General features: G+C 44.3%; 21 protein-coding genes. 12 read left to right on the forward strand and 9 right to left on the reverse strand.

Annotated features, from left to right (window positions below):
• Nucleotides 1-81 precede the first annotated feature (81 nt).
• Entirely contained in the window at nucleotides 82-1470 is a 1389-nt protein-coding gene (locus MJ764_RS01640) for an aspartate aminotransferase family protein (protein ID WP_239324024.1), read from the forward strand.
• A gap of 74 nt (nucleotides 1471-1544) precedes the next feature.
• Here the strand turns inward: MJ764_RS01640 and MJ764_RS01645 are convergent, their stop codons facing one another.
• Nucleotides 1545-2252 carry a class I SAM-dependent methyltransferase gene (locus MJ764_RS01645; RefSeq protein WP_239324026.1) on the reverse strand — a complete coding sequence of 236 codons (708 nt, stop codon included), beginning with the start codon at nucleotides 2250-2252 and terminating at the stop codon, nucleotides 1545-1547.
• Between the two features lie 159 nt (nucleotides 2253-2411).
• Between MJ764_RS01645 and MJ764_RS01650 the strand changes: the two genes are divergently transcribed.
• The 5 genes from MJ764_RS01650 to MJ764_RS01670 all read left to right on the forward strand — a co-directional run bounded on the left by MJ764_RS01650 (nucleotide 2412) and on the right by MJ764_RS01670 (nucleotide 10667).
• Complete coding sequence (locus tag MJ764_RS01650) at nucleotides 2412-4343, forward strand: lytic transglycosylase (RefSeq protein WP_239324028.1); 1932 nt, start codon at nucleotides 2412-2414, stop codon at nucleotides 4341-4343.
• A gap of 687 nt (nucleotides 4344-5030) precedes the next feature.
• Nucleotides 5031-5357, forward strand: a complete 327-nt coding sequence (locus MJ764_RS01655; RefSeq protein WP_239324030.1) for an HLGFF motif protein — start codon at nucleotides 5031-5033, stop codon at nucleotides 5355-5357.
• Nucleotides 5358-5386: 29 nt separating this feature from the next.
• On the forward strand, nucleotides 5387-6715 hold the full coding sequence (locus MJ764_RS01660) for an MFS transporter (protein ID WP_239324031.1): 1329 nt from the start codon (nucleotides 5387-5389) through the stop codon (nucleotides 6713-6715).
• 119 nt (nucleotides 6716-6834) lie between these two features.
• On the forward strand, nucleotides 6835-9663 hold the full coding sequence (gene uvrA, locus MJ764_RS01665) for an excinuclease ABC subunit UvrA (RefSeq protein ID WP_239324032.1): 2829 nt from the start codon (nucleotides 6835-6837) through the stop codon (nucleotides 9661-9663).
• Between the two features lie 161 nt (nucleotides 9664-9824).
• Nucleotides 9825-10667 (forward strand): MetQ/NlpA family ABC transporter substrate-binding protein, encoded by an 843-nt coding sequence (locus tag MJ764_RS01670; RefSeq protein WP_239324033.1) that lies wholly within the window; start codon nucleotides 9825-9827, stop codon nucleotides 10665-10667.
• A gap of 92 nt (nucleotides 10668-10759) precedes the next feature.
• On the opposite strand, the gene MJ764_RS01675 is transcribed toward MJ764_RS01670, so the two are convergent.
• From MJ764_RS01675 to MJ764_RS01700, 6 genes are all read right to left on the reverse strand, one after another.
• Nucleotides 10760-11329: a pseudouridine synthase gene (locus MJ764_RS01675; protein WP_239324034.1), complete on the reverse strand. Its 570-nt coding sequence runs from the start codon at nucleotides 11327-11329 to the stop codon at nucleotides 10760-10762.
• Nucleotides 11330-11399: 70 nt separating this feature from the next.
• Nucleotides 11400-12194, reverse strand: coding sequence for an ABC transporter ATP-binding protein (locus MJ764_RS01680; protein ID WP_239324035.1), 795 nt, complete (start codon nucleotides 12192-12194; stop codon nucleotides 11400-11402).
• On the reverse strand, nucleotides 12191-13093 hold the full coding sequence (locus tag MJ764_RS01685; RefSeq protein WP_100089956.1) for an ABC transporter permease: 903 nt from the start codon (nucleotides 13091-13093) through the stop codon (nucleotides 12191-12193). The genes MJ764_RS01680 and MJ764_RS01685 overlap by 4 nt, the downstream gene beginning before the upstream one ends.
• Before the next feature lie 99 nt (nucleotides 13094-13192).
• Nucleotides 13193-14191 (reverse strand): ABC transporter substrate-binding protein, encoded by a 999-nt coding sequence (locus MJ764_RS01690; RefSeq protein ID WP_239324036.1) that lies wholly within the window; start codon nucleotides 14189-14191, stop codon nucleotides 13193-13195.
• A gap of 281 nt (nucleotides 14192-14472) precedes the next feature.
• Nucleotides 14473-15276: a squalene/phytoene synthase family protein gene (locus tag MJ764_RS01695; protein ID WP_239324037.1), complete on the reverse strand. Its 804-nt coding sequence runs from the start codon at nucleotides 15274-15276 to the stop codon at nucleotides 14473-14475.
• 130 nt (nucleotides 15277-15406) lie between these two features.
• Nucleotides 15407-16072 (reverse strand): DUF421 domain-containing protein, encoded by a 666-nt coding sequence (locus MJ764_RS01700; RefSeq protein ID WP_239324038.1) that lies wholly within the window; start codon nucleotides 16070-16072, stop codon nucleotides 15407-15409.
• A gap of 411 nt (nucleotides 16073-16483) precedes the next feature.
• On the opposite strand from MJ764_RS01700, the gene rlmB reads away from it, so the two are divergent.
• The 3 genes from rlmB to MJ764_RS01715 are packed head-to-tail and all read left to right on the forward strand — an operon-like array spanning nucleotide 16484 to nucleotide 18685.
• Entirely contained in the window at nucleotides 16484-17239 is a 756-nt protein-coding gene (gene rlmB, locus MJ764_RS01705) for a 23S rRNA (guanosine(2251)-2'-O)-methyltransferase RlmB (protein ID WP_239324039.1), read from the forward strand.
• A 55-nt stretch (nucleotides 17240-17294) separates the two neighbouring features.
• The gene (locus MJ764_RS01710) at nucleotides 17295-17729 is read left to right on the forward strand and encodes an NfeD family protein (protein WP_239324040.1); all 435 of its coding nucleotides are present in this window, start codon (nucleotides 17295-17297) and stop codon (nucleotides 17727-17729) included.
• A 2-nt stretch (nucleotides 17730-17731) separates the two neighbouring features.
• Complete coding sequence (locus MJ764_RS01715) at nucleotides 17732-18685, forward strand: SPFH domain-containing protein (RefSeq protein WP_239324042.1); 954 nt, start codon at nucleotides 17732-17734, stop codon at nucleotides 18683-18685.
• Nucleotides 18686-18840: 155 nt separating this feature from the next.
• Here the strand turns inward: MJ764_RS01715 and MJ764_RS01720 are convergent, their stop codons facing one another.
• Nucleotides 18841-19221 (reverse strand): Mth938-like domain-containing protein, encoded by a 381-nt coding sequence (locus MJ764_RS01720; protein ID WP_239324044.1) that lies wholly within the window; start codon nucleotides 19219-19221, stop codon nucleotides 18841-18843.
• Nucleotides 19222-19364: 143 nt separating this feature from the next.
• On the opposite strand from MJ764_RS01720, the gene MJ764_RS01725 reads away from it, so the two are divergent.
• The 3 genes from MJ764_RS01725 to abc-f all read left to right on the forward strand — a co-directional run bounded on the left by MJ764_RS01725 (nucleotide 19365) and on the right by abc-f (nucleotide 23758).
• Nucleotides 19365-20678, forward strand: coding sequence for a homoserine dehydrogenase (locus MJ764_RS01725; protein ID WP_239324046.1), 1314 nt, complete (start codon nucleotides 19365-19367; stop codon nucleotides 20676-20678).
• Nucleotides 20679-21248: 570 nt separating this feature from the next.
• Nucleotides 21249-21761 carry a type IV pilin protein gene (locus MJ764_RS01730; protein ID WP_239324048.1) on the forward strand — a complete coding sequence of 171 codons (513 nt, stop codon included), beginning with the start codon at nucleotides 21249-21251 and terminating at the stop codon, nucleotides 21759-21761.
• A 92-nt stretch (nucleotides 21762-21853) separates the two neighbouring features.
• Nucleotides 21854-23758: a ribosomal protection-like ABC-F family protein gene (gene abc-f / locus MJ764_RS01735; RefSeq protein WP_239324050.1), complete on the forward strand. Its 1905-nt coding sequence runs from the start codon at nucleotides 21854-21856 to the stop codon at nucleotides 23756-23758.
• 57 nt (nucleotides 23759-23815) lie between these two features.
• Here abc-f and MJ764_RS01740 read toward each other — a convergent pair whose 3' ends face one another.
• Nucleotides 23816-25063: a DUF1615 domain-containing protein gene (locus tag MJ764_RS01740; RefSeq protein ID WP_239324052.1), complete on the reverse strand. Its 1248-nt coding sequence runs from the start codon at nucleotides 25061-25063 to the stop codon at nucleotides 23816-23818.
• Between the last annotated feature and the right edge of the window lie 30 nt (nucleotides 25064-25093).

Genomic DNA, 25093 nt, shown 5'->3' on the forward strand with positions numbered 1-25093 from the left:
TGGCCGATTCTGCGAGTCTGCTGCTGTTCACAGCAAGCTTAGCAAACAGCCTGTATCATTTATAACAAAGGAGTATTTTATATGACTAAAAAAACCGATACCAATCACGCTGTAAAACATCACCTGCATCCATTTTCAGACAATGCTCAGCTTAAAAAACATGGCGTACGCATGATGGTCAAGGCCAAGGGTATTTATGTCTATGACAGTGACGGCAATGAAATCATTGATGGCATGGCCGGCTTATGGTGTGTGAACATTGGTTACGGACAAAAGAAACTGGCTAAAATTGCCGAGAAACAAATGGAGATTTTGCCGTTTTATAATACTTTTTTCAAAACCAGCCATCCGACTGTTATTAAATTATCCGAAAAACTGGTAGAAATTACCCCGCCTGAATTTAATCATGTATTCTATACAAATTCTGGTTCGGAATCAGTTGATACCATGATTCGTATGGTGCGCCATTACTGGACATCAGTAGGACAACCAACCAAAAAAATCATTATTGGCCGATGGAATGGCTATCACGGTTCAACCCTTGGCGGAGCTAGCTTGGGCGGTATGAAAAGCATGCATGAACAGGGTGATTTACCCATAGCTAATATCGTCCATATTGAACAGCCCTGGTATTACGGTTTAGCCAACAACAATGAAAGTGAAGAAGAGTTTGGTATCCGTGCGGCCAACTGGCTTGAAGAAAAAATCCTGTCACTGGGTGCGGATAAAATTGCAGCATTTGTTGGCGAACCCATTCAGGGCGCAGGTGGCGTGATTATTCCACCAGCAAGCTACTGGCCACGAATTGAAGCAATCTGCAAAAAATACAACATTTTGCTGGTAGCAGATGAGGTAATTTGTGGCTACGGCCGTACCGGAAGATGGTTTGGCTTTGAAACACTCGGCTTTACTCCTGATATCTTTACTACGGCTAAAGGATTGTCTTCCGGATATTTACCCATTGGAGCTGTTATGGTAAATGACAGGGTAACTGAAGGCCTGCTGGCAGGTGGTGATTTTAATCATGGCTTTACTTATAGTGGCCATCCGGTTTCAGCAGCAGTGGCGTGCGAAAACCTGAACATACTTGATGATGAAAATATCATTGAAAAGGTACGCACCAAAACCGGCCCGTATCTGCGTAAACGCTGGCAGGAAACATTCAGTCAGTTTAAATACGTTGCAGATATCCGAGCAGAGGGGCTGATGTGTGGTTTCACTCTGGTAAAAAACCGCGAAACGCGAGAATTTTTTGAGAATTTTGGTACCACAGGTTTAATTTGCCGTGATATCTTTTTCAAAAACAATCTGATTTTTCGCGCCTGTGGCGACCACATGGTGGCGGCTCCACCGCTGATTATTTCCAAAAAGGAAATCGATACCATGTTGGCTATTGCCGCCACCTGTATGCGTGAATTTGAAGAACTCATGGATAAAAAGCTGGGCAGTGATACTGATAAGACAGCCTGATATCCAAATAAGCACAAGACCTGAGTTAGCTCAGGTCTTTTTAATTCAGTTAAAGCTGATGCTTTATAGCTATGCTAGTTACACTCTATGCCATTTAAAGCCATATTGGTTACCGAATTCAGCCCCGGATTCGCAGCATTCTGTGGCGTTAAAGTAAGCGGAACAGTCCGTTTAACCAGCACCAAACCATAAACTGCGGCCAGATGTGGCCACCAGCGGTTACCCATATACTCGATGGCTTGATGATTTTTCCCGAAACAGGCTGGAATGCCATAACCCATAAACTTTCCTTCTTCAAGATACAGGCCATAGTGCTGCATCCGACTCACTACAGCACTTGCAGATAAAAGATTTAAAGCTGGCTGGCTGTGTATGCTACGCTGATAAAACAGACGCCAGTATCCCTGAACATTCAGCCCGGTTAGGATAATATGACCTCCTGGCACCAAGACCCGTGCCATTTCCTCTATGGCTGCATCATGACTGGATATCATGTCCAAACCGTGTGGCCAGATAATTGTATCCATACTTTGTTGTGCCCAAGGTAAAGCCATACTATCAGCAACAATGTCCACATTTCTGTCAGCCTGTTCGCTTTGTACAATATACTGCGACTCAGCGGCAAATACATTATGAAACTGCCACCGAGACAAGCCGTATTGCATAATAGTGCCAAAACGCAACACTGATAATTTATGCCATATAAACTGCTGTTCAAGCTGGCTAAGATATAAACCAAAAGCATGCTCTGCCAGCCAGTTTTCCAATCGCGGATAACTCATTCACAACACCATTGTAAATATGTTAAATAAATATCATAGCCATTTACAAGATCCAATTGCATTTGCAACATTACTGTAAAAATAGGGATTTATCCTTGACTGTTAAGGAATTCCTCTTTAATATTAATAGGATTTTGCACAAATTTTACGGTTATACGAATGGCTCAATTGAAGCATATGGTACTGGCACTCACCAGTCTGGTACTCGCTCCCTCTATCACATTTGCCCAATCTTACACCAGTAATGGCATCGGATTATCAATCATGAATCTGAATGCGGCCACCCTCAAGGGAAAAAAAGCGCATTCTACTCATGATATCTGGGGGCGTATGCGTCAGGATTTTCGTATGACAGAAGTCAATCCTGAAATTGTGCGCAAGCATGAGCAATACTATTCAAGCCACGGCGACTATTTCAATCGCACCATTTTACGCAGTCAGCCATATTTATATCATATTGTGAATGAGGCAGAAAAACGCCAGATGCCGGCTGAAGTAGCTTTATTGCCTTTTATTGAAAGTGCTTTTGTCAGCAAAGCAAAATCTCGCGTGGGTGCATCAGGATTATGGCAATTTATGCCCCACAGCGGCCGCCAGTATGGACTGGAACAAACCAATCTTTATGATGGTCGTCATGACGTATATGCAGCTACCGATGCTGCTTTAACCTATCTGCAATATCTTTACGGCCTATTTGGTGACTGGTCGTTGGCACTAGCTGCTTACAACTGGGGCGAGGGTAATGTAGGTAAAGCCATCAAACGCGCCCAACTAGCCGGCATTGCACCTACCTATGAAAATCTGCGTCTGCCTAATGAAACTCGTAACTATGTGCCTAAACTGCTGGCTGTACGCAATATTATTGAGAACCCACAGGCTTTTGGCATCAATCTGGCTTCCGTACCAAATCGCCCTTATTTTGAAGCCATCAGTATCGATCAGCCGATTGATATTGATGCGGCTGCCCGCTTGGCCAATATTTCCACTTCAGAATTTTTAACACTCAATCCAAGCTTCAAGAGCCCAGTATTCATTCCAAAAGAAAACCGCAAGATGTTGCTGCCTATTACCGCAGTGAATACGTTTGAACGTAATTATCGCAGCGCAGATAAAAGCAGTCTACTGTCCTGGAATGTCTTTAAAGCTTTTACACCAACCCGAGTGGCAGATTTAGCGGCTCAGACCGGCATGAGCAGTGCAGAAATCAAACGGCTGAATAATCTTAGCAGTAACACTGTTCCAGCCGGACGCAGCCTGCTGATCAGTAAAAACAGCTTAAACACTCAGACTCTGGATTCTTTCATCAACAGTGATACTGACCCATTGCTGAATATTGCCATGGCGCAGCCTGTACTGCCTCCCGGCACATTCGTGACCCATCCTACTATCACTGTAACCCAATCCAACAATGTAGTTAGCAACAATCAGGAAGCCCTAACTATTACCCGTACATCTACAGTGGCTACCACTTCGCTTAATACCCAGCAGCCATTGCCGGAAAATACAACAGCACAGACAGTGACTGTTGCTACCACCACACCAGCAGCGGCTGCTTCACCTGAACCAGTAAATGATGCACTGATGCAAATGGCACAGAATGCTCAACTACAGGCTGCTGCTGCCGCTTCTGTACAAAAGGTACTGGCACAGGCTGAGCGTGAAGAAGCACAGGTTTCCCGTGTAGCTGAAAACCGTTCTGAGCGTGCTGCACGCAAAATAATTAATGTTGCCGACAGCCGTCGCAATGTTGCACATAAAGTGAACAAGGGTGATACTTTATTTTCAATTGCCCAGCGCTATAACATCAATGTTGCCGACCTAGTAACGGCGAATAATCTGCGTGGCCACAATCTACAAGTGGGACAGGTGCTGAAAATTGATACCAATGCTAAGAGTAAACGCATGCTGGCTTCAGCACGCAGGACTGGCAACAGTAAGGCCAACATTATTCCAGCATCCTATACTGTTAAAAAAGGTGATACTCTTACCAGCATTGCCCAGCGTCTGAATATCCCTGTAAGCAAACTCAAGAAAGTACATGGTAAGCAGGTATTACGCCCGGGACAGAAACTTAAACTGACCAATATGTAATAGCGTCTTTCTGTCAAAGCTTCAGTGTTGAAAATCAGGGTTAGTGCTCAATGCACTAACCTTTTTTATTAAAAGTAAATCTGCTTAGCGCTTTTGCGGAATGAATATACAGGTAAGTTGCCACCCCAATAACCATAATCATGCCGGCCAAAACCTGCATACTCATGCCAGAAAAATACCATACATTGGCTGAAACATTTTCCAGCCCTTCATTCAGGAACTAAGCAACAACCGGAGTACAATCAATACATGGAATAATGCCCCCGCATACAGTATCACTGGTTAACAGACAGCGTTACCTACCTATAACAGTAACACCGTGTATATCTTAACGTCCATTTGTGCAACATATTTTGTGGCAAACGAAACCAGAAAGCCATCACTATAGCCGAAGTACACACTAGCACGGTACTAAGCCATATAATACTTCTCTTGTTTTTTCCGGTTTAACTATTCCAATAACATATTTATAAAAGCCACAATACCAATCTACCTGCCGATATATTTACCAACGCATTAACAGTCACCTTTATATCCCCTATCACGACTTACAATTAATACTAATGGATATTCCACGGGCAAAAGCATGTATATTAGCAGACACGTTTTTTTATAAACTGCTAGAATCCTGACAGCAAGACTCAGAATTTGATTAAGTCCTTTTCAGACTTCAAAGAAATTTTAATTATGTTTTATTTTAGTATTAATAGCCCAGACAACCATCATCTTGGTTTTCTGGTGTTGATGGACGAAGACGATTCCACCTATACCAATGGTGCCGCCGGTTATTACGCAATTAAAGCACAGGCAGATGAAGCAGACCGGCAAACATGCCCGGTACAATGGCAGATATTGCAGCAATTGTCTCAGCATGACAGCCTAAGCTGGTACAGACAATCCGATTATGTACAATTATGTGATGCTGAAAATAATATTATCGGCCGTTTGCAGCAACAATATCTTAGCCTGTGTGGTCAGCATTTTCTGCTTAACGACCTTACCGGCACCCTGTAACTGTTTAGTACCTTTTTGCAAGGTCATTTATGTCTACACCTGATATATTGCCATCTGGCAACCAGTTTGCTTTTGCTCATACCAGAAGGTTCCTGCCGCTGTTTGGTACCCAGTTTTTTGGTGCATTTAACGATAATCTGTTTAAAACCGCCCTGTTTGTGCTGATTAGCTTTTATGGCTTGGGTGCCAATTCCTGGCTACCTGCCAGCCAAATGCTGAATGCTGGGGCTCTACTGTATATCCTGCCCTATTTTTTATTTTCTGCCCTATCTGGCGAGTTATCTAACAAACTGGATAAAGCCATACTGGCACGCTGGATTAAAGCCGCAGAAATCTGCATTATGCTGGTGGCTGGCCTTGGCTTCTGGCTGCACTCGGTAGCAATATTAATGCTGTGCCTGTTTCTGATGGGAACACATTCTACCCTGTTCGGCCCCTTAAAATACGCTATTTTGCCCGAATACCTGCCACACTATGAATTACTGAATGGTAATAGTCTGATTGAAAGCGGTACCTTTTTATCTATCCTATTGGGGCAGATTTTCGGTACCATTCTGGCAGGCACCGACGCAGTCTGGCTGTTTGGTATTCTGCTGTTTGTGGCCATATTGGGGCAACTGGCCAGCATGTTTATGCCACGCGTACCGGCACAGACTCCCCAGCAGTACATTGATGCAAATATTTTGCGCAGTACCAAACAACTACTCAAACAAACCTATCAGCAAAAAAACGTCTGGATAGCCATAATCGGCATTTCTTGGTTCTGGTTGCTTGGTTCGGTTTACATTACTCAGCTTCCCACTTTCACCCGCCTAAATCTTGGTGGTAATGAGGCCGTATTTAATCTGATGCTTACCTTATTTTCATTAGGTATTGGTAGTGGCTCAATTGCCTGTGCGCGCCTGAGCCGCCATCAGTTACATCTTAGCCTGATTATGCTAGGTACGCTTGGTATGAGTATCTTTGGTCTACTACTGGTATGGGTCACTCAGGCACAGCATAATCTGCCCATTGAGGGTATCAGCACATTTCTGAGCCGACCCAACAGTATAATAGTCATGCTGTGCATTATTGGTATCGGCTTTTGCGGTGGTTTCTTCTCCCTGCCTCTGTATACATGGCTGCAAACGGCCAGCAGCGATGAATTCCGAGCTCATGCTGTTGCCGCTAATAACATTATTAATGGCCTGTTCATGGTCTGTGCAGCAATATTGAGTGCAGTGCTTATCTGGCTGTTTAACAGTATTAATGCTTTGTATCTGATTGTTGCTTTAGGGAATGTGCCGGTCTTATTCTATTTATGCCGCAGTCAAGAATTACGCCTTGATTTTAGGAGATTTATTTTACGCAAATATTAAAACCTTTACTTGACAGCTTTAAATTAGAGTTTCGAAATGGGTATAATACCGGATGGTTTTAATAAAACAGCAATTTGATTAAAGCCAAAATCCCATTTCATTAGCTCGGGCAAGGCATTATGTCAGATAACGACACAATTCATATTCGCGGTGCACGTACACATAATCTTAAAAACATAGATCTGGACATTCCCCGCCATCAGCTGGTCGTCATCACCGGCCTGTCTGGCAGTGGTAAGTCATCTCTGGCTTTTGATACCTTATACGCAGAAGGTCAGCGACGCTACGTCGAAAGCCTGTCAGCCTATGCACGCCAGTTTCTGCAAATGATGGAAAAGCCGGATGTGGATTTAATTGAAGGCCTGTCCCCAGCCATTTCCATTGAGCAGAAAGCCACCAGTCACAATCCCCGCTCCACTGTAGGTACTGTTACTGAAATTCACGATTATCTCCGTTTGTTGTATGCACGGGTAGGTACACCGTATTGTCCTGAGCACAATCTGCCACTTTCAAGTCAAACTGTTTCGCAGATGGTAGACCATATTCTGGCTCTGCCAGAAGATACTCGGGTAATGATTCTGGCACCGGCAGTACGCGGGCGCAAAGGTGAATTCATAGACTACTTTGCCGATTTACAGGTACAGGGCTTTGCCCGAGTACGGGTTGATGGTGAAGTATATGCGATTGAAGAAGTACCCAAGTTACAGAAAAATATCAAGCATGATATTGATGTGGTCATCGACCGCGTAAAAGTACGCGCCGATATCAAACAGCGTCTGGCGGAAAGCTTTGAAACCGCACTGCGTCTTGGCAATGAACGTGCGCTGGCCATAGAAATGGATAATGATAAAGAACACTGGTTTTCTGCCCGCTTTGCCTGTCCTGTATGCTCGTACAGTCTACAGGAACTGGAACCAAGGCTGTTCAGCTTCAACAACCCTGTCGGTGCCTGCCCTAGTTGTGATGGACTGGGCAGCATGGATTATTTCGACCCTGAACGCGTGGTTATGCATCCCGATTTGTCATTGGCCGCAGGTGCCATCAAGGGCTGGGATAAACGCAATACTTTTTATTTCCAGATGATTCAGTCACTGGCTCATCATTTTGACTTTGACGCTGATACTCCCTTTAATCAACTGAAAGAAAAAATCCAGAATGTCGTTCTGTATGGTTCCGGTAAGGAGCAGATAGAATTTACCTACCTTTCAGAACGGGGTACTAAATTCACCCGTAGCCATCCGTTTGAAGGCATTCTGCCCAATCTGGAACGGCGCTATCGGGAAACCGATTCCGCTACAGTACGTGAAGAGTTGGCTCAATACCAGAGTCACCGTGCCTGCCCAACCTGTGGTGGCGCACGCCTGCGTACTGAAGCACGTTATGTTTATGTAGGCGGCAAGCCATTACAGGATGTAAACGCCTGGCCGCTTACTACTACACTGGATTTTTTCCAGAATCTGAATCTGGATGGTAACAAAAAACAAATTGCCGAAAAAATTCTCAAGGAAATTAATGAACGGCTTGGTTTCCTGATTAATGTTGGCCTCAATTATTTAAGTCTGGCACGTAGTGCAGAAACATTGTCTGGCGGTGAAGCACAGCGTATCCGTCTGGCCAGCCAGATTGGTTCCGGTCTGACCGGTGTGATGTACGTACTGGACGAACCCTCTATCGGCCTGCACCAGCGCGACAACGACCGTCTGCTGGATACCCTGAAGCATCTGCGCGATTTAGGTAACAGCGTCATTGTGGTCGAACATGATGAAGATGCCATCCGTGCTGCTGATTTTGTTGTCGACATGGGCCCCGGTGCTGGCGAACATGGCGGCCACGTGATTATTGCCGCCTCACCAAAACAGGTAGCCAGTTGTAAAGAATCAATAACCGGCCAGTATCTCAGTGGCAAAAAATCCATCGGCATACCAACACAACGCACTCCTGTAGACAAAAAACGCTTATTGATATTAAGCGGAGCCAGCGGCAATAATCTCAAAAACGTTACTCTGACATTACCGCTTGGATTGATTACCTGCATTACCGGCGTATCTGGCAGCGGCAAATCCACCCTAATTAATGATACTCTGGCGAAAATTACAGCACGTGAACTAAACCGTGCCAGTGAAGAGCCGGCACCATATGAAAATATTCAGGGATTAGAACAACTGGACAAAGTAATCAATGTCGACCAGTCGCCCATTGGTCGTACCCCGCGTTCCAATCCAGCCACCTATACCGGTCTGTTCACCCCAATCCGGGAACTGTTTGCCGGCGTACCGCTGTCACGCGAGCGTGGTTACAGCGTTGGGCGGTTTTCCTTTAATGTAAAAGGCGGACGCTGTGAAGCCTGTCAGGGCGATGGCGTGATTAAGGTAGAAATGCATTTTCTGCCCGATATCTATGTTCCTTGCGAAGTTTGTCATGGCAAACGTTATAACCGCGAAACACTGGAAATCCAATACAAGGGTAAAAACATCAGCGAAATTCTGGAAATGACCGTTGAAGAAGCATGCGCCTTCTTTGATGCCGTACCAACAGTGAAACGCAAACTGCAAACATTACTGGACGTAGGGCTGGGCTATGTGCGTCTGGGGCAGTCGGCTACCACCTTGTCAGGAGGCGAAGCTCAGCGTGTCAAGCTAGCTCTGGAGCTGTCCAAACGCGATACCGGCCGTACCCTGTACATACTGGATGAACCCACCACAGGCCTGCACTTTGCCGATATTGCCCTGTTACTTGATGTTATCCAGCGCCTGAAAGGCAAAGGCAATAGCATCGTTATCATCGAACACAATCTGGATGTAATTAAAACAGCTGACTATATCGTTGACCTTGGGCCGGAAGGTGGTGATGGTGGCGGTACCATTATTGCCGAAGGGACGCCAGAAGAAGTTGCCGCCAATCGTAAAAGCTACACAGGTAAGTACCTTAAGCCAATGCTAGGCAAATAACTTTTCTGCCTGTTTGCCCAATATCACTAGACCATTTTGATTACAGGTGGCAACTTGACTAATTAACCAAGGTATACTTATATGTAAAAAACACAAGCAACATGCATTTTGTGTTAATGTTAAACAGTATATTTTATCGTTTATCTTAATCAAGGTTAAATATGAAAAAATTGTTATTTGCATTACTCTCTGTGGCCACAATCGGTACCGTACTCACTGCATGTAGCCAGAAAAATGAAGCTACATCATCCGCCAATACCAGCAGCGCATCAGCTGCTACCAGCGAAACCGTACTTAAAGTAGCGGCCTCACCTGTACCTCATGCTGAAATTCTTCAGGTAGCCAAACCATTGCTGCAAAAAGAAGGTATCGATTTACAGATTGTACAAATGACAGATTACGTGCGTCCAAATATCGCTCTGGCCGAAAAAGATGTTGATGCCAACTTTACCCAGCACAAACCCTATCTGGACGATTTTGTGCAGAAACATAAAATGCAGTTGACACCAGTTGTCAACATCCATGTGGAACCAATGGGTGTTTACTCTAAAAAGGTTAAATCACTCAACGAAGTTCCTGATGGTGGTCTGGTAACCATTCCAAATGATGCCTCTAATGGCGGTCGTGCCTTACTATTACTGCAAAAAGCTGGCTTAATCAAACTTAAAGCTGATGCGGGTATCAGCGCTACTGTACGCGACATTGTAGACAACCCAAAACACCTGAAAATTACCCCAATGGACGCACCGCAGTTACCACGTACTTTGAATGATGCCACCTTAGCTGTAATTAATACCAATTTTGCTATGGAAGCCAAACTGGTACCAACTAAAGATGCTTTATTCATTGAAGAAAAAGATTCTCCATATGCAAATATGCTGGTTGTACGCACCGGTGACGAAAACCTCGCAGCAATTCAAAAACTGAAACAGGCCATGACTTCGCCTGAAGTGAAAAAATTTATTGAAGAGAAATATCAGGGTGCAATTATTCCGGCTTTCTGATTAACCATCCATTATTAATCAATACCAATAACCCTTATGGCTGCTGGCCTAAGGGTTATATTTTTACATCTGGAAAAAACACCGGTAATTCATTACAAATCGCGCGGGCTAACCGCCTGCCACTGTCCTAAAGGTAAATCCAGAGAAAAAACATTTAACCGTCCGATACCAATCCGTACTAGACGTAAACATGGCCAGCCTACTCTGGCACACATACGCCGCACCTGCCGATTTTTACCTTCACTGATGCGAATTTGCAGCCAGAAATCTGTTACCGTCTTGCGTTCACGAATTGGCGGCACCCGTGGCCACAAGCGGGCGCTATCCGCAGTACTCACCACACTCACCTGTGCCGGAGCAGTCACAAAATCACCCAAATCCACGCCCCGCTCCAGTTGCCGCAAGCGTTCCGCATCAGGGACTCCCTCTACCTGTGCCCAGTAAGTTTTCATCAGCTTATATTTTGGATGAGCGATTTTTGCCTGCAAACATCCGTTTGCAGTCAACAATAATAACCCCTCACTATCCGTATCTAGCCGGCCGGCAGGATAAACATCCGGTAAAGATACATATTGCTTTAAGGTAGGATATTTTTCATGGGCACTAAACTGACAAATCACCCCATATGGCTTATTCAGTACAATCAATTCCGGCACAGACATTATTTATCCAATCAGCAAATCAGGCTGCCAAAAATACTTTTGACAGCCTGTTAAACAACAATACAGAGACTTAACTCAGCAATAAAGCATCATCAGTTACTTTTTCACCCTGAGTATGTTCAAACATTTTTAACAAATCAGTAACACTCATACCGGCACGCTTATCACCGGCCACATCCAGCACCACCTGTCCCTGATGCAGCATGACAGTGCGCGAACCATGATCCAGAGCCTGCTGCATCGAATGGGTTACCATCATCGCAGTCAGCTTATTTTCGCGCACAATACGGTCAGTCAGTTCGAGCACAAAAGCGGCTGTTTTCGGATCCAGAGCAGCAGTATGCTCGTCCAGCAACAAAATTTTGGAACCCTGTAATGAAGCCATTAGCAGGCTAACAGCCTGACGCTGGCCGCCGGAAAGCAGACCAATCCGGTCGCTTAGACGATTTTCTAATCCCAGATTGAGCATGGCCAGCTTTTCCCGAAACAGTTCACGGTACTGGCGCTTAATCGCAGCACGTAAACCGCGTCCGTTCCCGCGCCTGAGTGCTAAAGCCATATTTTCTTCTATGGTCAGCGCTTCACAGGTACCGGCCAACGGATCCTGAAACACCCGAGCCACCAACGGCGCGCGCTTATAAGCTGGTTCATTGGTCACATCTTTATTATTGATAGAAATACTGCCAGAATCTACCAGAATATCACCACTGATCGCGTTAAGGAAAGTAGACTTGCCAGCACCATTACTGCCGATAACCGTAACAAACTCGCCATCAGCAATACTCAAACTCATGCCACGCAAAGCAGGATTTTCAATAGGCGTTCCTGCATTGAATGTCAGGCGTAAATCATCTGCGCGCATCATGCTTTTAACTTCCTTTTAAAATAACTTTTAATTGCTGGCAAACGCAAGGCCAGTACCACCAGAATGGCTGTTACCAGATTCAAGTCCTGCGGACCAAAACCGATATGTTGCAGCGTGTCACTACCTAACGCCAATGCAATAAATGCACGATACAGCACTGCGCCCACAATCACCGCCAGCGTAATCACCAAAAAACGCTTACCCGGAATTAGCGTTTCACCGATAATTACCGCAGCCAGACCAACAACAATCGTGCCGATACCAATGGAAATATCAGCGCCGCCCTGCGTCTGCACAAATAGAGCACCGGCCAGAGCAATAAATGCATTGGACATTGCCATACCCAGCAGCAAAATACGCGAAGTATTCACCCCCTGTGCACGTGCCATTCGTGCATTTACCCCAGTAGCACGCATCGACAGACCTATTTCAGTGGCAAAAAACCAGTCCAGAAACAATTTGGCAACCAACACAAAACCGAATATCACCAATGGCTGTACCCAATACTGATTACTGATATCAGCATTGTAAAACGGTGTGAATACACTGGGCTGATCCAGTAAAGGCAGATTAGGCGCCCCCATAATACGCAGGTTCACCGAATATAAAGCCACCATAACCAGAATGCTGGCCAAAAGCTGCATAATTTTCAGAGAAACATGCAGCCATGCTGTCACCAAACCTGCACAGGCACCGGCGGCACCACCAAGTGCCGTAGCCAACCACGGATTAACACCATGAGTCACGCACACCGCAAACACAGCACCACCCAGCGGAAAGCTGCCATCAGCAGTTAAATCAGGAAAATCCAGAATCCGAAATGAAATCAGTACCCCCAGAGCAACAAGGGCATATATCAGCCCGCTTTCTAAAGCACCAAATAAAGCTATAGAAGACATATTATCCAATTAATAAATTGTAGTTAAAAATAAAAACAACATCGGCAAAGCCAGAACTAGCCTGCCGATGTCACAGTATTCAGCACGAAAACCGGTTATTTAATCGATTACTTTAGCCTGCTTAAGTAGCTGTGGCGGTAAGGTAATGCCCTGTTCTGCGGCATTGGATTTACTCACCATCAAATCCAACTGCTCGGCAGACATACGCTGCGGTGCAATACTGCCAGCTTGTTCACCCTTAAGAATCCGACCCACAATCTTTCCCGTAGTCACACCAAGCTCATGATAATTAACGCCCAGAGCCACAGCAGCACCGCGTTTCACCGAACCAGTATCGGAAGCTACCAGCGGCATTTTCATATTTTTGGCAACTTTGTACATAGATTCATAGGCAGAAACCACATTATTGTCCAACGAAGTATAAATCAGGTTTGCCTTACCTTGCAGACTTTTGGTAGCCATAGGTACATCAGTAGTGCGTTGTGCCGGAACCGCTGCAACAGTAATACCGTCTTTGGCCAGTAAAGTTTGCAATTGTCCCAGCACCACAGTGGAATTCACCTCACCCGGGCTATACACATAGCCAACTGTTTTCAGGTTGGGTACCACCTGTTTCATCAAATCAATCTGTGGTTGCAACGGCAATTCATCAGACACACCGGTTACATTGGTTTTACTCGGTTCCCAGTTTGCCACCAGTTTGGCTGCTACCGGATCGGTTATCGCAGCAAACACCACCGGTATTTTGCGTGTTGCCGCTACCACAGACTGCGCACTTGGTGTGCCAATAGCCACAATCACATCTGGATTACTACCAGCAAATTTTTTGGCAATCTGGCTGGCTGTAGCCGTATTACCCTGTGCACTCTGAAAATCAATCCGCAGATTCTTGCCCTGTTCATAGCCTTCGGCACGTAGTTCATCTATCACACCCTGACGCACAGCATCCAGTGCCGGGTGTTCCACAATCGCAGTGATGGCCACTTTCTTCATACTATTATCACTGGACTTGCCGCTCTGTTCGGATGGCGAACAGGCTGTAAGCAAGCAGGCAGCAGTTAAACCCAGAATCAGTAATTTTTTTTTCGATCCGAGCATATTGGGTTCCTTAGCACAAGATTATTCAGAAGCAATTGAGCAATAAAATTGCTTACAAGCAGATGATGACGCAAATTATACAAAAAATCCAGCCTGAATGCGTAATCAAAATTACTTAACCAAATTGCTTTGCACCGAAATAAAAATTCTATTTTTTCTTTTTACAAGCAATAAAATGCTAAATAATAGTTTAAATCACAAAAATAATTCCCAAAACCAATAAATTCTGCCATATCTGACTTTTCTTTCCAAAGTAAATTTACCTAATGTCAGCCAGTCGGTTATACCGGCTGGAAACCACATAGCCAAATTTTCCAGAACAGCCGCTGCTGACGCGGACGCGGCACAATTAATTGATACTGTAAAACATTTGCCAGCCCATCTTGCTCAATTTCCTCAAGCAGCGCAGAAGAGATTGCCAACATCGCCAGACTGCTACGCTGCCGATATTTGTCTGCCTGCGGTAACAAAGTCACAATAGACTTAAACTGTCTTTTCAATTCAACCAGCCATGTACTTAATAAAGACGTAAATTCTGCACTACCATGTCTATTCAATATCTGATGAGCTGGTACATTAAATTGCTGCAACATCGCTACTGGAATATAAAGCCGCCCCTGCCGTGCATCAGCACCAATTTGTGAAAACAGCTTTACAGATTGGCATAATTCACCAACTCTTTCAGCAAATTCCAAAGTTTGTTGCTCAGTAAATCCCAATACCCTGCTACCCAGACGCCCTTGCACCATACCAGCCTGACATACATACTGGCGCAACTGATCCATATCCTGAAATCTGGCCTGAGTTAACTCCGTACAATGCGCCTTAATCAGCGCCTGCAACTCAACTTGTGGCAAAGCATATTCTGCAATAAGTGGTTGCAGCGCCTGCATCAGCGGATGTTCCGGCATTGCTTTGTCAGCATAAAGCTGGCTTATCTGCTGTTGCCACCAGTTAAGCGTTGTCAGTGCCACATTGGCTTCCGAACAATCCTGTACCACTTCCCGCAACTCCTGTTGCAGGGCATACAACACCACCAGCGCCTGACGCTGTGCGCGGGAAAGAAAAGGGAAACGAAAAGCCATAGCATTCCTGCTATGGCAGATTTTCTGATAACAATATTCAAGCGGAAGCACAGCAATAGATTAATTTTAACTTAAACGACTATTGTAACCTGTTCCAGTTGTTTCTCCAGCAATATATGCATGCCAAAATTTAATTTTTTAGCGTATCTTTTTTTACCTCACCCGAACGCAAAATAAAATTTAGCCGGCCTTCCCAGAACTCAATCAGAAATAAATCATCTTTAGACAAGTGCTGCTGCTGCATTTTCTGCTCTAGCCACTTTTCATCTTTGTTTATGCGCTGTAATTCTGTTGTCCGAACTTCACCCTCCTTGAATAAAATCAATGAAGGATACTTGCCCTTATCGGTAAGTACAGTTAATGAACCACTGGGTTCTATCTGTGCGTAACTAACTTCTTGAAAAGAAGTAATTCCCTGTGCATGTAAAAGCGAAGCCACATTCAAAATATCAATCTTGTTTTTTTTGCGCAGAATATTATCCATCAAAAAGCGCCCGTCTTTCATAATCGGAATCGGTTCACCAATGGCAAACATTCTGAAAAAACTCACATGCTTACAAATCCAGTTTAAGAGTGAAATCAGACAAACACCAATTAACAACACAATAATATACTGATGAATCGGGATATCCTCATTATAAATCACGCCGCCTATAATCCCGCCAAATACAAAATTCCCGATAAAGTCTACCGGCGTCATCTGATTCAACTGAGTTTTACCAGTCAAATTCAAATGCAGAATCACAATTAAAAAGCCAATAAGAAACTTGGCCAGCACCCATAAATAGTATTCCATAAGAATTCCTAACTGTATTTCAAAGTTAAACTCCCAGCCAACAACTATCGACCCGGGCTCCTTCCCCTCATACAAGCATAATTCTCAAACTGTACTGAGTTACTGTATAAACATAAAAATTTCTAACACCAATCTGCTCCAATAGTATTTCAAGCATTTGATAAAAATAAATATTTTACCAAAAATTTCTAAACTTACATAAAGCCATACACTCCCCGGCCACATCACACATTTAATAGCAAGCAGACAAATTAAGCTTCTCTATTAATACCAAAAAATAAATAAAAAAAAGTAAATAAAAGCTATAGACAACGCTTTGCCATATAAATAAAATTACATATATAGGTATAACCAGATTGATACACCGATTTCCGCTATAATTAAATTCTTTACATACTGAATTAAACATCTATGTCAAATCAGCGTCTCATCATCGGTTTTCATGCAGTTAACGCCCGTTTATGGCAAAACCCTGCCAGCATTATTGAGCTTTATGTGCTAGAGGGTAAACACGATGCCCGCATGCGGGATGTACTAAGCAAAGCTGAAACAGAAAACGTACGTGTCATCAGCGCAGATCAGGCACGCCTCGACACCCTGAGTAAACACGCACGCCATCAGGGCGTAGTGGGCTTTATCGATGCTTCAAGACAGTACGTAGACATAGAAGATGTACTCGAAAACCTGAATGAACCACCATTACTGCTAATTCTTGATGGCATTACCGACCCGCATAATCTAGGCGCCTGTCTACGCGTAGCAGATGTTATGGGCGTGCATGCCGTTATTGCACCCAAAGACAAAAGTGCTGGCCTCAATGCCACCGTAAGTAAAGTGGCCTGCGGTGCGGCCGAAACCGTCCCCTATATCACAGTTACCAATCTGGCGCGCACCATTCGTGAGCTAAAACAGCGCGGCATCTGGATTATTGGCACCGATATGGAAGGCAGCGAGGATTTATACCATTTTACAGCCCCTGAAGCCGTAGCTTGGATAATGGGTGCCGAAGGTAGCGGTATGCGCCGTTTGACACGTGATCTGTGTGACACATTAGTATCCATTCCCATGTTTGGAACTGTTGAAAGCCTGAATGTTTCCGTAAGTACCGGAATTGTGCTAAGCGAAACTCGCCGGCAACGGATACTGACTAGCAACAGCAAAAACTGAAATAAATACCTATTACTGATAAGTGCCAGAAGATTAGAAAATTAAGGAGATACAGATGATTTGGTGTATTGTCGCCCTGATACTGTTTGTGTTAGAAATGTTCAGTGGTACATTTTATTTACTGGTAATCAGTGCCTCATTACTGAGCGCCGGTATGGCTGAGTGGCTACTACAAACCAGCAACAATACCAATGCATTAATTGCCACGGTTTTTTCCATTATTGGTATCACCATTGTACGTTTGTGGCAAAAGCAACATCCGCGTGAAAACAAAGCTAAAGCAAGTGATGACCCAGATTACGGCCAGACTGTGGTGCTAACCCAGCCGCTTGCCAACGGCTTATGGCAGGTGCACTACCGTGGCACCACATGGCAGGCACGTTTTACCCAGCCCACCGCCGCAAAACCCGGTGACAGCGCCCAAATCATCAGTCACGACGGCAATATCTTAAATCTCACTTCGCAAATCTCTACTACTTATCAGGAATAACCATGATTCTGACCTTTCTTTTTCTCGCAGCTATCGTTGTCTTTATCTGCATGGCATTTAAAGTTGTGCCACAACAGGAAGTCTACATTGTCGAACGTTTAGGCCGCTATCATGCCACCATGGTAGCCGGTTTGAATTTTATCATTCCAATTATCGACCGCGTAGCCTATAAACATACCTTAAAAGAAATTCCACTGGATGTACCCAGTCAGGTATGTATCACCCGTGACAATACGCAGCTTACCGTGGATGGTATTATTTACTTTCAGGTAACGGATCCCAAACTTGCCTCCTATGGTTCCAGTAACTTCGTCGTAGCCATTACTCAGCTAGCACAAACGACTCTGCGCTCAGTAATTGGCCGCATGGAACTGGACAAAACCTTTGAAGAGCGTGATGACATTAACCATACTGTGGTTGCTTCACTGGATGAGGCGGCCGTTTCATGGGGAGTGAAAGTTCTGCGCTACGAAATCAAAGATTTAGTACCACCACAAGAAATCTTACGTGCGATGCAGGCACAAATTACAGCCGAGCGGGAAAAACGCGCACGTATTGCCCAGTCTGAAGGGATTAAACAGGAGCAGATTAATCTGGCAGCTGGTCAACGCGAAGCCGAAATTCAGAAATCGCAGGGTGAAGCACAGGCCTCCATCAATGAATCGCAGGGTGCCAAAGTTGCCCAAATCAATCGCGCTGAAGGTGAAGCGGAAGCACTTCGTCTGGTGGCTCAGGCCACTGCGGAAGCAATCCGTCAGGTAGCTGCTGCTGTTAAAGAACCTGGTGGTACAGAAGCAGTTAATCTAAAAGTGGCTGAACAATATGTTGATGCCTTTGCCAAACTGGCGAAAACCAATAACACCCTGATTATGCCTGCCAACGTAGCTGATATCGGTAGCTTGGTTAGTGCCGGCATGAGCATTATCAAAGGCCAGAACAATACCTTGGCCAAATAAACAATTGTCAGGCATAAAAAATCAGGCTACCGGTTAATTCAAATCGGCAGCCTGAACATTTTTCAGCAGCATGAAATTAATAACACCACTTATTCTGTCTGAGTAAACAACATAACACTGGTTATCCTCATTTGTCTGTATATCCAGCACAGATACTATAATTTTTCAGTTAACGGCCACAGCCATGCCCAAACATTGCGTCCTTCGCTGCGCAATACCATAAAAGTACGACATGCAGCCGCGGTAGTCATACTTTCAACACCTATACCTTTTGCTGCCAGTTGCGCCATCAGACGCGGGTGAATAAACACATGTTTACTGCCAGTACCGATTAAAATGACTTCCGGCTGCGCCTGCATAGCTTGAGCAAAATCTTCGATAGTTAAAGCTTCAGCAACATCTTTATCCAATAACAATACTTCAGTTGCAGTAATACACACAGGCCTAGTGTATTGTTGGCCATTTACCGTAATTCCGCCATTATCAAACTCTTCAATCCATAAGCCTTGTTTATCACGGATTTCATCAATCTGCATCAAATACTCCTTATGCTTAACCGCATAATCTAATATAGCAGTAGTAGTCAAAAAAGCTGTTTTCCGCTAGCATAGTAGATTAACGTAAAATTGCAAGTATTAAGCAACCATACAATTAAATTCGTCTAATTTAAGGAGTAAAAATGCAGCCTCTACGCATTGGTTTGCTGGGCGTTGGCACAGTTGGTGGCGGCACCGTCAAGTTATTACAGAATAATGCAGATGAAATCACCCGCAGGCTCGGGCGTGAACTGATTATTACCCGAGCTGCCAGCCGCAATAAAGAACGTACCCGCGAAATATGTGGGCATCACACTCTCATCGGTGATGACGTATTCGATGTAGTCAATGCGCCTGATGTTGACGTTGTAGTAGAACTAATTGGCGGTACAACGATTGCTAAGGATGCTGTGGTACAAGCAATCAAAAATGGCAAGCACATCGTTACCGCTAATAAAAAATTACTGGCCGAATACGGTAACGAAATTTTCCAGCAGGCATCAAAGCACAATGTAATGGTAATGTATGAGGCAGCAGTTGCTGGCGGCATTCCCATTATCAAAGCACTACGTGAAGGGTTGGCCGCCAACCACATCGAATCTATTGCCGGTATCATCAATGGTACCAGCAACTTCATTCTGAGCGAAATGCGTGCCAATGGCAGCACCTTTGCGGAAGCATTGGAGCAGGCTCAGGCATTGGGCTATGCAGAAGCCGATCCCACCTTTGATATCGAGGGGCACGATGCCGGCCACAAATTAAGCATTATCTCTGCGCTAGCATTTGGCACACCGATTAACTTCAGCCAGTGCTATCTGGAAGGCATCAGCCATCTGGAAAGTCTGGATATCTGTTATGCAGAAGAATTAGGCTATCGCATCAAATTGCTCGGTATCACCCGTAAAACCCCAGAAGGCATTGAGCTGCGCGTACATCCTACCCTGATACCGGAAAGCCGCTTACTGGCCAAAGTAGAAGGCGTCATGAACGCAGTATCAGTTCAGGCTGATATGATTGGCCAGACACTTTACTATGGTGCCGGTGCCGGTGCCGGTCCTACCGCCAGTGCAGTAATGGCTGATATTATCGATGTAACCCGTTTACAGAATGCAGAAGCCAGTTACCGGGTTCCTTATCTGGCCTTTCAGTCTAATTCACTGCAAAATATTTCCATCCTGCCGATGGATGAGATTATTAGTAGCTACTATCTACGCGTATCCGCCTGCGATGAACCTGGGGTACTAGGTGAGATTGCCAATATTTTGGCTGCAGAGAACATATCCATCGAAGCACTGATTCAAAAAGGCATTATCAACAAAGAATCCGCCGAAATTGTTATCCTCACTCACTCAACCAAAGAGCGCTTTATCAAACAGTCTATGGCTCGCATTCAAGCATTACCACGAGTACTGTCACCAGTAACCATGATTCGAATGGAAAGTTTGTATCCACGCTAATCTCTTGTTGCAAAAATGATGATTTTTACATACGGGCAATATTGCCCGTTTTTAATTGCTTTTTAATATACGCCGATAAACCCTGCCTAAAATAATATAATCAAACAGCAATTTCAAATAATACAAAAATACTTAAACCCTAAACTGATAATACAATCAACTTAAAAATCTTAAACATATGATAAATAAAAACAATATACCAAGATCAGAATGACCAAGCACATCAACCTTTTATTTATTAACTGATAATGTTCAATACTTACCTTTTTGCGTTTGGCAACTAATCAATCATGACGATTTATTTAAATAAATTACTCAGCCTGATTGTCAGAAACAAAGTATATAAACACAGTAAATTAACAAAATCTTCAACGCCACACAAAACAGACTGCAAAATCGTTCAATCAGACTAAAAACTCATAAAGATTCTTTTTTATCAGATATATGCAATTACACAAGGCGCAAAATAATTAAATCCTGAATAAAAATATAATCTATTTGTATAAAACATATTACATACATATATTTTATACAATATAATGCCATAAGTATAAATATATTCAACCCAATATGGCATATTTATCTCATCATCAACCAGATAAGCATCAACTCCATTCAGCTCAGCACAACATTCATGGATACAGCCTACTCCAGTTATTAATTACGCTGGCGGTTATCCTGATACTTACAGCCTTCGCCTATCCCTATTACCGCCAGCACGTGCAGCAGGCCAGACTGCATCAGGCACAGGCCGCCTTGCTTACCAATAGCCAATATCTGGCCAAATATTATCAGCAGCACATCAGTTACAAAAAAAACAAAAACAGTTGGCCATCCTTACCCATCAGCCAGAATCAGCATTTTTGTTTCCGCCTTCAGGGTAATCCACGTTATAGCCGCGAAGAACATTACACGCTCAAAGCAGTAGCACTGGATACTGAAACCGAACCGCGCATACTCAAGCTTAATCAGGACGGCAGAATATTTCTCTGCCAAAGCAGCACCAGCCGTTGTGATGAAGAAGAGCATTTTTTCAGCGGCCGCAGTCAAACCGACAAGAACTGCCAAATCTTTAATTACTAGCCAATTCAGGACAACAACAACATTCTAATAATGAAACTGTTACAATACGCGCTCTTTCCATAACACTTATCTAAACTTAGTCTGGTTAAATCATGAGTATTCTGTCACTGGATAACGCCTGCTTTGCAGTTGGCCACCATCCCTTACTGGATCAAGCATCCCTGCAAATGGATGCAGGGGAAAAAATTGGTTTTATTGGCCGTAATGGTGCAGGTAAATCCACCTTACTGAAAATTCTTGCCGGCGTACAAAAGCTGGATGATGGTCTATTAACCATTCAGAACAATCAAAATGTAGTATATGTGCCGCAGGAGTCCTTTTTCGACCCACAGGCTACTATTTTTGACACCATAGCCCAAGGGTTGGGTGAACTGCAAAGCCTACTACGCGAGTATCATGAAATCAGCCAGAATGTGAGTGATGAAGCCAGTCTGAACCGTCTAACAGAGCTACAGAATGAACTGGAGAGCCGCAATGGCTGGCAGTTTGATGCCCTGATAGCACAGACCCTGAGCGAATTAAAACTACCGGAAAATGAACTTATCGGCAATCTCAGTGGTGGCCAGAAAAAAAGAGTTGCTCTGGCACAGGCTTGGGTACAGAAACCCGATATTCTGTTACTGGATGAACCCACCAATCATCTGGATATCGAAGCAATTGAGTGGATGGAAAACCTGCTGAGCAATTTTGCTGGCAGCCTGATTGTTGTCACACACGACCGTCGTTTTCTGGATCGCGTAGCCACGCGTATTGTTGAATTAGACCGCGGACACTTGCGCAGTTATCCGGGCAGTTTCAGTGCCTACAGCGAGAAAAAGGCTCAAGAACTGGCGGTAGAAGCCGAGCACAATCGCCTGTTTGATAAATTCCATGCCCAAGAAGAGGCATGGATTCGCAAAGGGATTGAAGCACGCCGTACACGTAATCAGGGACGAGTAAAACGGCTAGAGCAGTTACGGCGCGAACGAGCAGCGCGACGCGAAGTTCAGGGGCAAGTTAGCTTTAACCTGAATCGTGGCGAATCCAGCGGCAAAATCATAGCCGAAATTGAACATGCAAGCTTTGCCTATGGTGAGCATATCATCATGCGCGACTTCTCCAGCATTATTCAGCGTGGCGATAAGATTGGCCTTATCGGGCCAAATGGGGTTGGTAAAACCACATTTCTAAAACTGATTTTGGGAGAGCTGCAACCCACCTTGGGCAAAATTCGTCAGGGTTCACGTCAAGAAGTAGCCTATTTTGACCAATTTCGCAGTGCACTGAATGAAAACGATACTGTTTTCGACACCATCGGACAGGGCAACGATTACGTAGAAATTGGTGGCCAGCGCAAACATGTTATCGGTTACCTCGAAGAATTCCTGTTCTCTCCGGCTCGAGTACGCAGCGAAGTCAAATCACTTTCGGGCGGCGAACGCAACCGGCTGTTACTGGCCAAGCTGTTTACCCGTCCGGCCAATATTCTGGTACTTGATGAACCGACCAACGATCTAGATATTGATACTCAAGAACTACTGGAAGAATTATTGCGCGATTACAACGGTACAGTATTTTTGGTCAGCCACGACCGTACTTTTCTGGATAATGTCGTCACCCAGTCTATCGTATTCAATGGCAATGGCCAGTTAAAAGAATACATCGGTGGCTATCAGGACTACATCGATGCCAGAAAACGCGAGCAAAACTTGCAGACACCGACCCCAACAGTAAGCAAAGACACCAGCAGCAGTGACAAAAACCGTACCAAAAACCGGCGCAGCGATAAACTTTCCTATAATGAACAGCGCGAGCTGGCCAGTTTACCGGATGAACTTGCCGCGCTGGAAGCTGAACAAACTGAGTTGAATAAAAAACTATCCGATCCAGAAATTTTCAAAAATGACTATAAACTGGCAGCCGAATGGCAAGTACGTATTGCCGAAATTGAAGAACTATTGCTAGAAAAACTTGAGCGCTGGGAAAGCCTTGAAGCAAAACAAAAACTCCAGAACTGATACGCATAAGCAAACAGCTAGTGAATTAATTACACTAACTGTTTTTCAAAACCAGATTTATCTCTTATGGTGGCGCCCGCCAGCGCCACCACGCCGCATACAACTATCATAACGACGAGTAACATTAGTCGCATACCAGTTAGTATTGTAATCCTTACTTAATTTCGGCCCGCTAATCACCACCTGCGGCATAATCGCATATGGTGGATTTTTACCAAACTGACGTTTATACAAATTAATTACATTTTGATACGTAGTTGTATTTTCAAATTGCGCCTGCTTTTCCTGCAACAAATCCGTCCGAATCTCTTCTGGTTTCATCGCTATCCCATGATCAGCAAATAACTGATTTAGTGCCGTTTCAGTCTGGCTAAGCATAGACTGAGCATTATCATCCTTATCATACAGCAACAAATCTCCATCCAGAGACATAGCCAGATTCAGCAACTTATTAATATCCTGCTGAAAAGCAGCATTACGGCTTGAATACATGCCTGAATTATAATCCGCAAAACGATATTGGGTACTATCATAATTAGCAGGATACTTCATCAGCCGGTGGATACCATAATACAAACCACCCTCACGGGTATACATATAATCACGCAACTCATTCACAGACACATGGTCGCGCTGGTACTGACGCGCATATTTTACCGACACCTGCATCGAACCAATAGTAGTAATCGGATTATTTTCTTCCCCAAAATCCTTGCCCATAAATTTGGCAGCGGCATTGGCAATAGAATCGGCATAAAACTGCTTAGCAACATAAGCAAAAATCTGCCGATAAATCAAATCCAATTGCTGTTCGGTTTTTACGGCACGCATCTGCACCAGAAAACTGTTTTCCTTACTCGGCTCATTAAGCAGCACATAAGTAAAATAACGAGAAACCGCTGGCCCTAACGCCGGACCAAACTGTTTAATAAATTTTTGCGGTACTTCAGTCTGAAACGCTTTAATTGCCTTGTTACCCAAATCAGGAACAGCAGGATTGGCAACAAAATTGGATTCCTGATCCACCACAGCAATCACACTACACACATTTTCCCGCGTCTTACTGATTTTCAGCTCATCCATAATCCGGCTGATATCTGCCGCCCATGCATCACGTTGTGCTACCCTTGCCGGTATTAGCTGGCTTATTTGCGCAGTTTGGGACAATATTTTACCATCGCCGCCCCGCAAATCTTCATCGATACCAGACCAGCTTCCATGTTCCTTACAGGCAGCCAAACCCCACAACAATAATCCTGCCAACGTTATCCGACCAGCTGCTTTCAGTAAAAATTTAGCGTTCATACCATATACATTCATTCAGGCAAATCAGTT

Origin of the sequence: Snodgrassella gandavensis (assembly GCF_914768025.1) — a bacterium.
GTDB classification, from domain to species: Bacteria; Pseudomonadota; Gammaproteobacteria; order Burkholderiales; family Neisseriaceae; genus Snodgrassella; species Snodgrassella gandavensis.

Excerpts from the sequence above, each read along its gene's own strand:
- MJ764_RS01640 (WP_239324024.1), top strand. The coding sequence starts at position 82 with ATGACTAAAAAAACCGATACCAATCACGCTGTAAAACATCACCTGCAT.
- MJ764_RS01645 (WP_239324026.1), bottom strand. The coding sequence starts at position 2,252 with ATGAGTTATCCGCGATTGGAAAACTGGCTGGCAGAGCATGCTTTTGGT.
- MJ764_RS01650 (WP_239324028.1), top strand. The coding sequence starts at position 2,412 with ATGGCTCAATTGAAGCATATGGTACTGGCACTCACCAGTCTGGTACTC.
- MJ764_RS01655 (WP_239324030.1), top strand. The coding sequence starts at position 5,031 with ATGTTTTATTTTAGTATTAATAGCCCAGACAACCATCATCTTGGTTTT.
- MJ764_RS01660 (WP_239324031.1), top strand. The coding sequence starts at position 5,387 with ATGTCTACACCTGATATATTGCCATCTGGCAACCAGTTTGCTTTTGCT.
- uvrA (WP_239324032.1), top strand. The coding sequence starts at position 6,835 with ATGTCAGATAACGACACAATTCATATTCGCGGTGCACGTACACATAAT.
- MJ764_RS01670 (WP_239324033.1), top strand. The coding sequence starts at position 9,825 with ATGAAAAAATTGTTATTTGCATTACTCTCTGTGGCCACAATCGGTACC.
- MJ764_RS01675 (WP_239324034.1), bottom strand. The coding sequence starts at position 11,329 with ATGTCTGTGCCGGAATTGATTGTACTGAATAAGCCATATGGGGTGATT.
- MJ764_RS01680 (WP_239324035.1), bottom strand. The coding sequence starts at position 12,194 with ATGATGCGCGCAGATGATTTACGCCTGACATTCAATGCAGGAACGCCT.
- MJ764_RS01685 (WP_100089956.1), bottom strand. The coding sequence starts at position 13,093 with ATGTCTTCTATAGCTTTATTTGGTGCTTTAGAAAGCGGGCTGATATAT.
- MJ764_RS01690 (WP_239324036.1), bottom strand. The coding sequence starts at position 14,191 with ATGCTCGGATCGAAAAAAAAATTACTGATTCTGGGTTTAACTGCTGCC.
- MJ764_RS01695 (WP_239324037.1), bottom strand. The coding sequence starts at position 15,276 with ATGGCTTTTCGTTTCCCTTTTCTTTCCCGCGCACAGCGTCAGGCGCTG.
- MJ764_RS01700 (WP_239324038.1), bottom strand. The coding sequence starts at position 16,072 with ATGGAATACTATTTATGGGTGCTGGCCAAGTTTCTTATTGGCTTTTTA.
- rlmB (WP_239324039.1), top strand. The coding sequence starts at position 16,484 with ATGTCAAATCAGCGTCTCATCATCGGTTTTCATGCAGTTAACGCCCGT.
- MJ764_RS01710 (WP_239324040.1), top strand. The coding sequence starts at position 17,295 with ATGATTTGGTGTATTGTCGCCCTGATACTGTTTGTGTTAGAAATGTTC.
- MJ764_RS01715 (WP_239324042.1), top strand. The coding sequence starts at position 17,732 with ATGATTCTGACCTTTCTTTTTCTCGCAGCTATCGTTGTCTTTATCTGC.
- MJ764_RS01720 (WP_239324044.1), bottom strand. The coding sequence starts at position 19,221 with ATGCAGATTGATGAAATCCGTGATAAACAAGGCTTATGGATTGAAGAG.
- MJ764_RS01725 (WP_239324046.1), top strand. The coding sequence starts at position 19,365 with ATGCAGCCTCTACGCATTGGTTTGCTGGGCGTTGGCACAGTTGGTGGC.
- MJ764_RS01730 (WP_239324048.1), top strand. The coding sequence starts at position 21,249 with ATGGCATATTTATCTCATCATCAACCAGATAAGCATCAACTCCATTCA.
- abc-f (WP_239324050.1), top strand. The coding sequence starts at position 21,854 with ATGAGTATTCTGTCACTGGATAACGCCTGCTTTGCAGTTGGCCACCAT.
- MJ764_RS01740 (WP_239324052.1), bottom strand. The coding sequence starts at position 25,063 with ATGAACGCTAAATTTTTACTGAAAGCAGCTGGTCGGATAACGTTGGCA.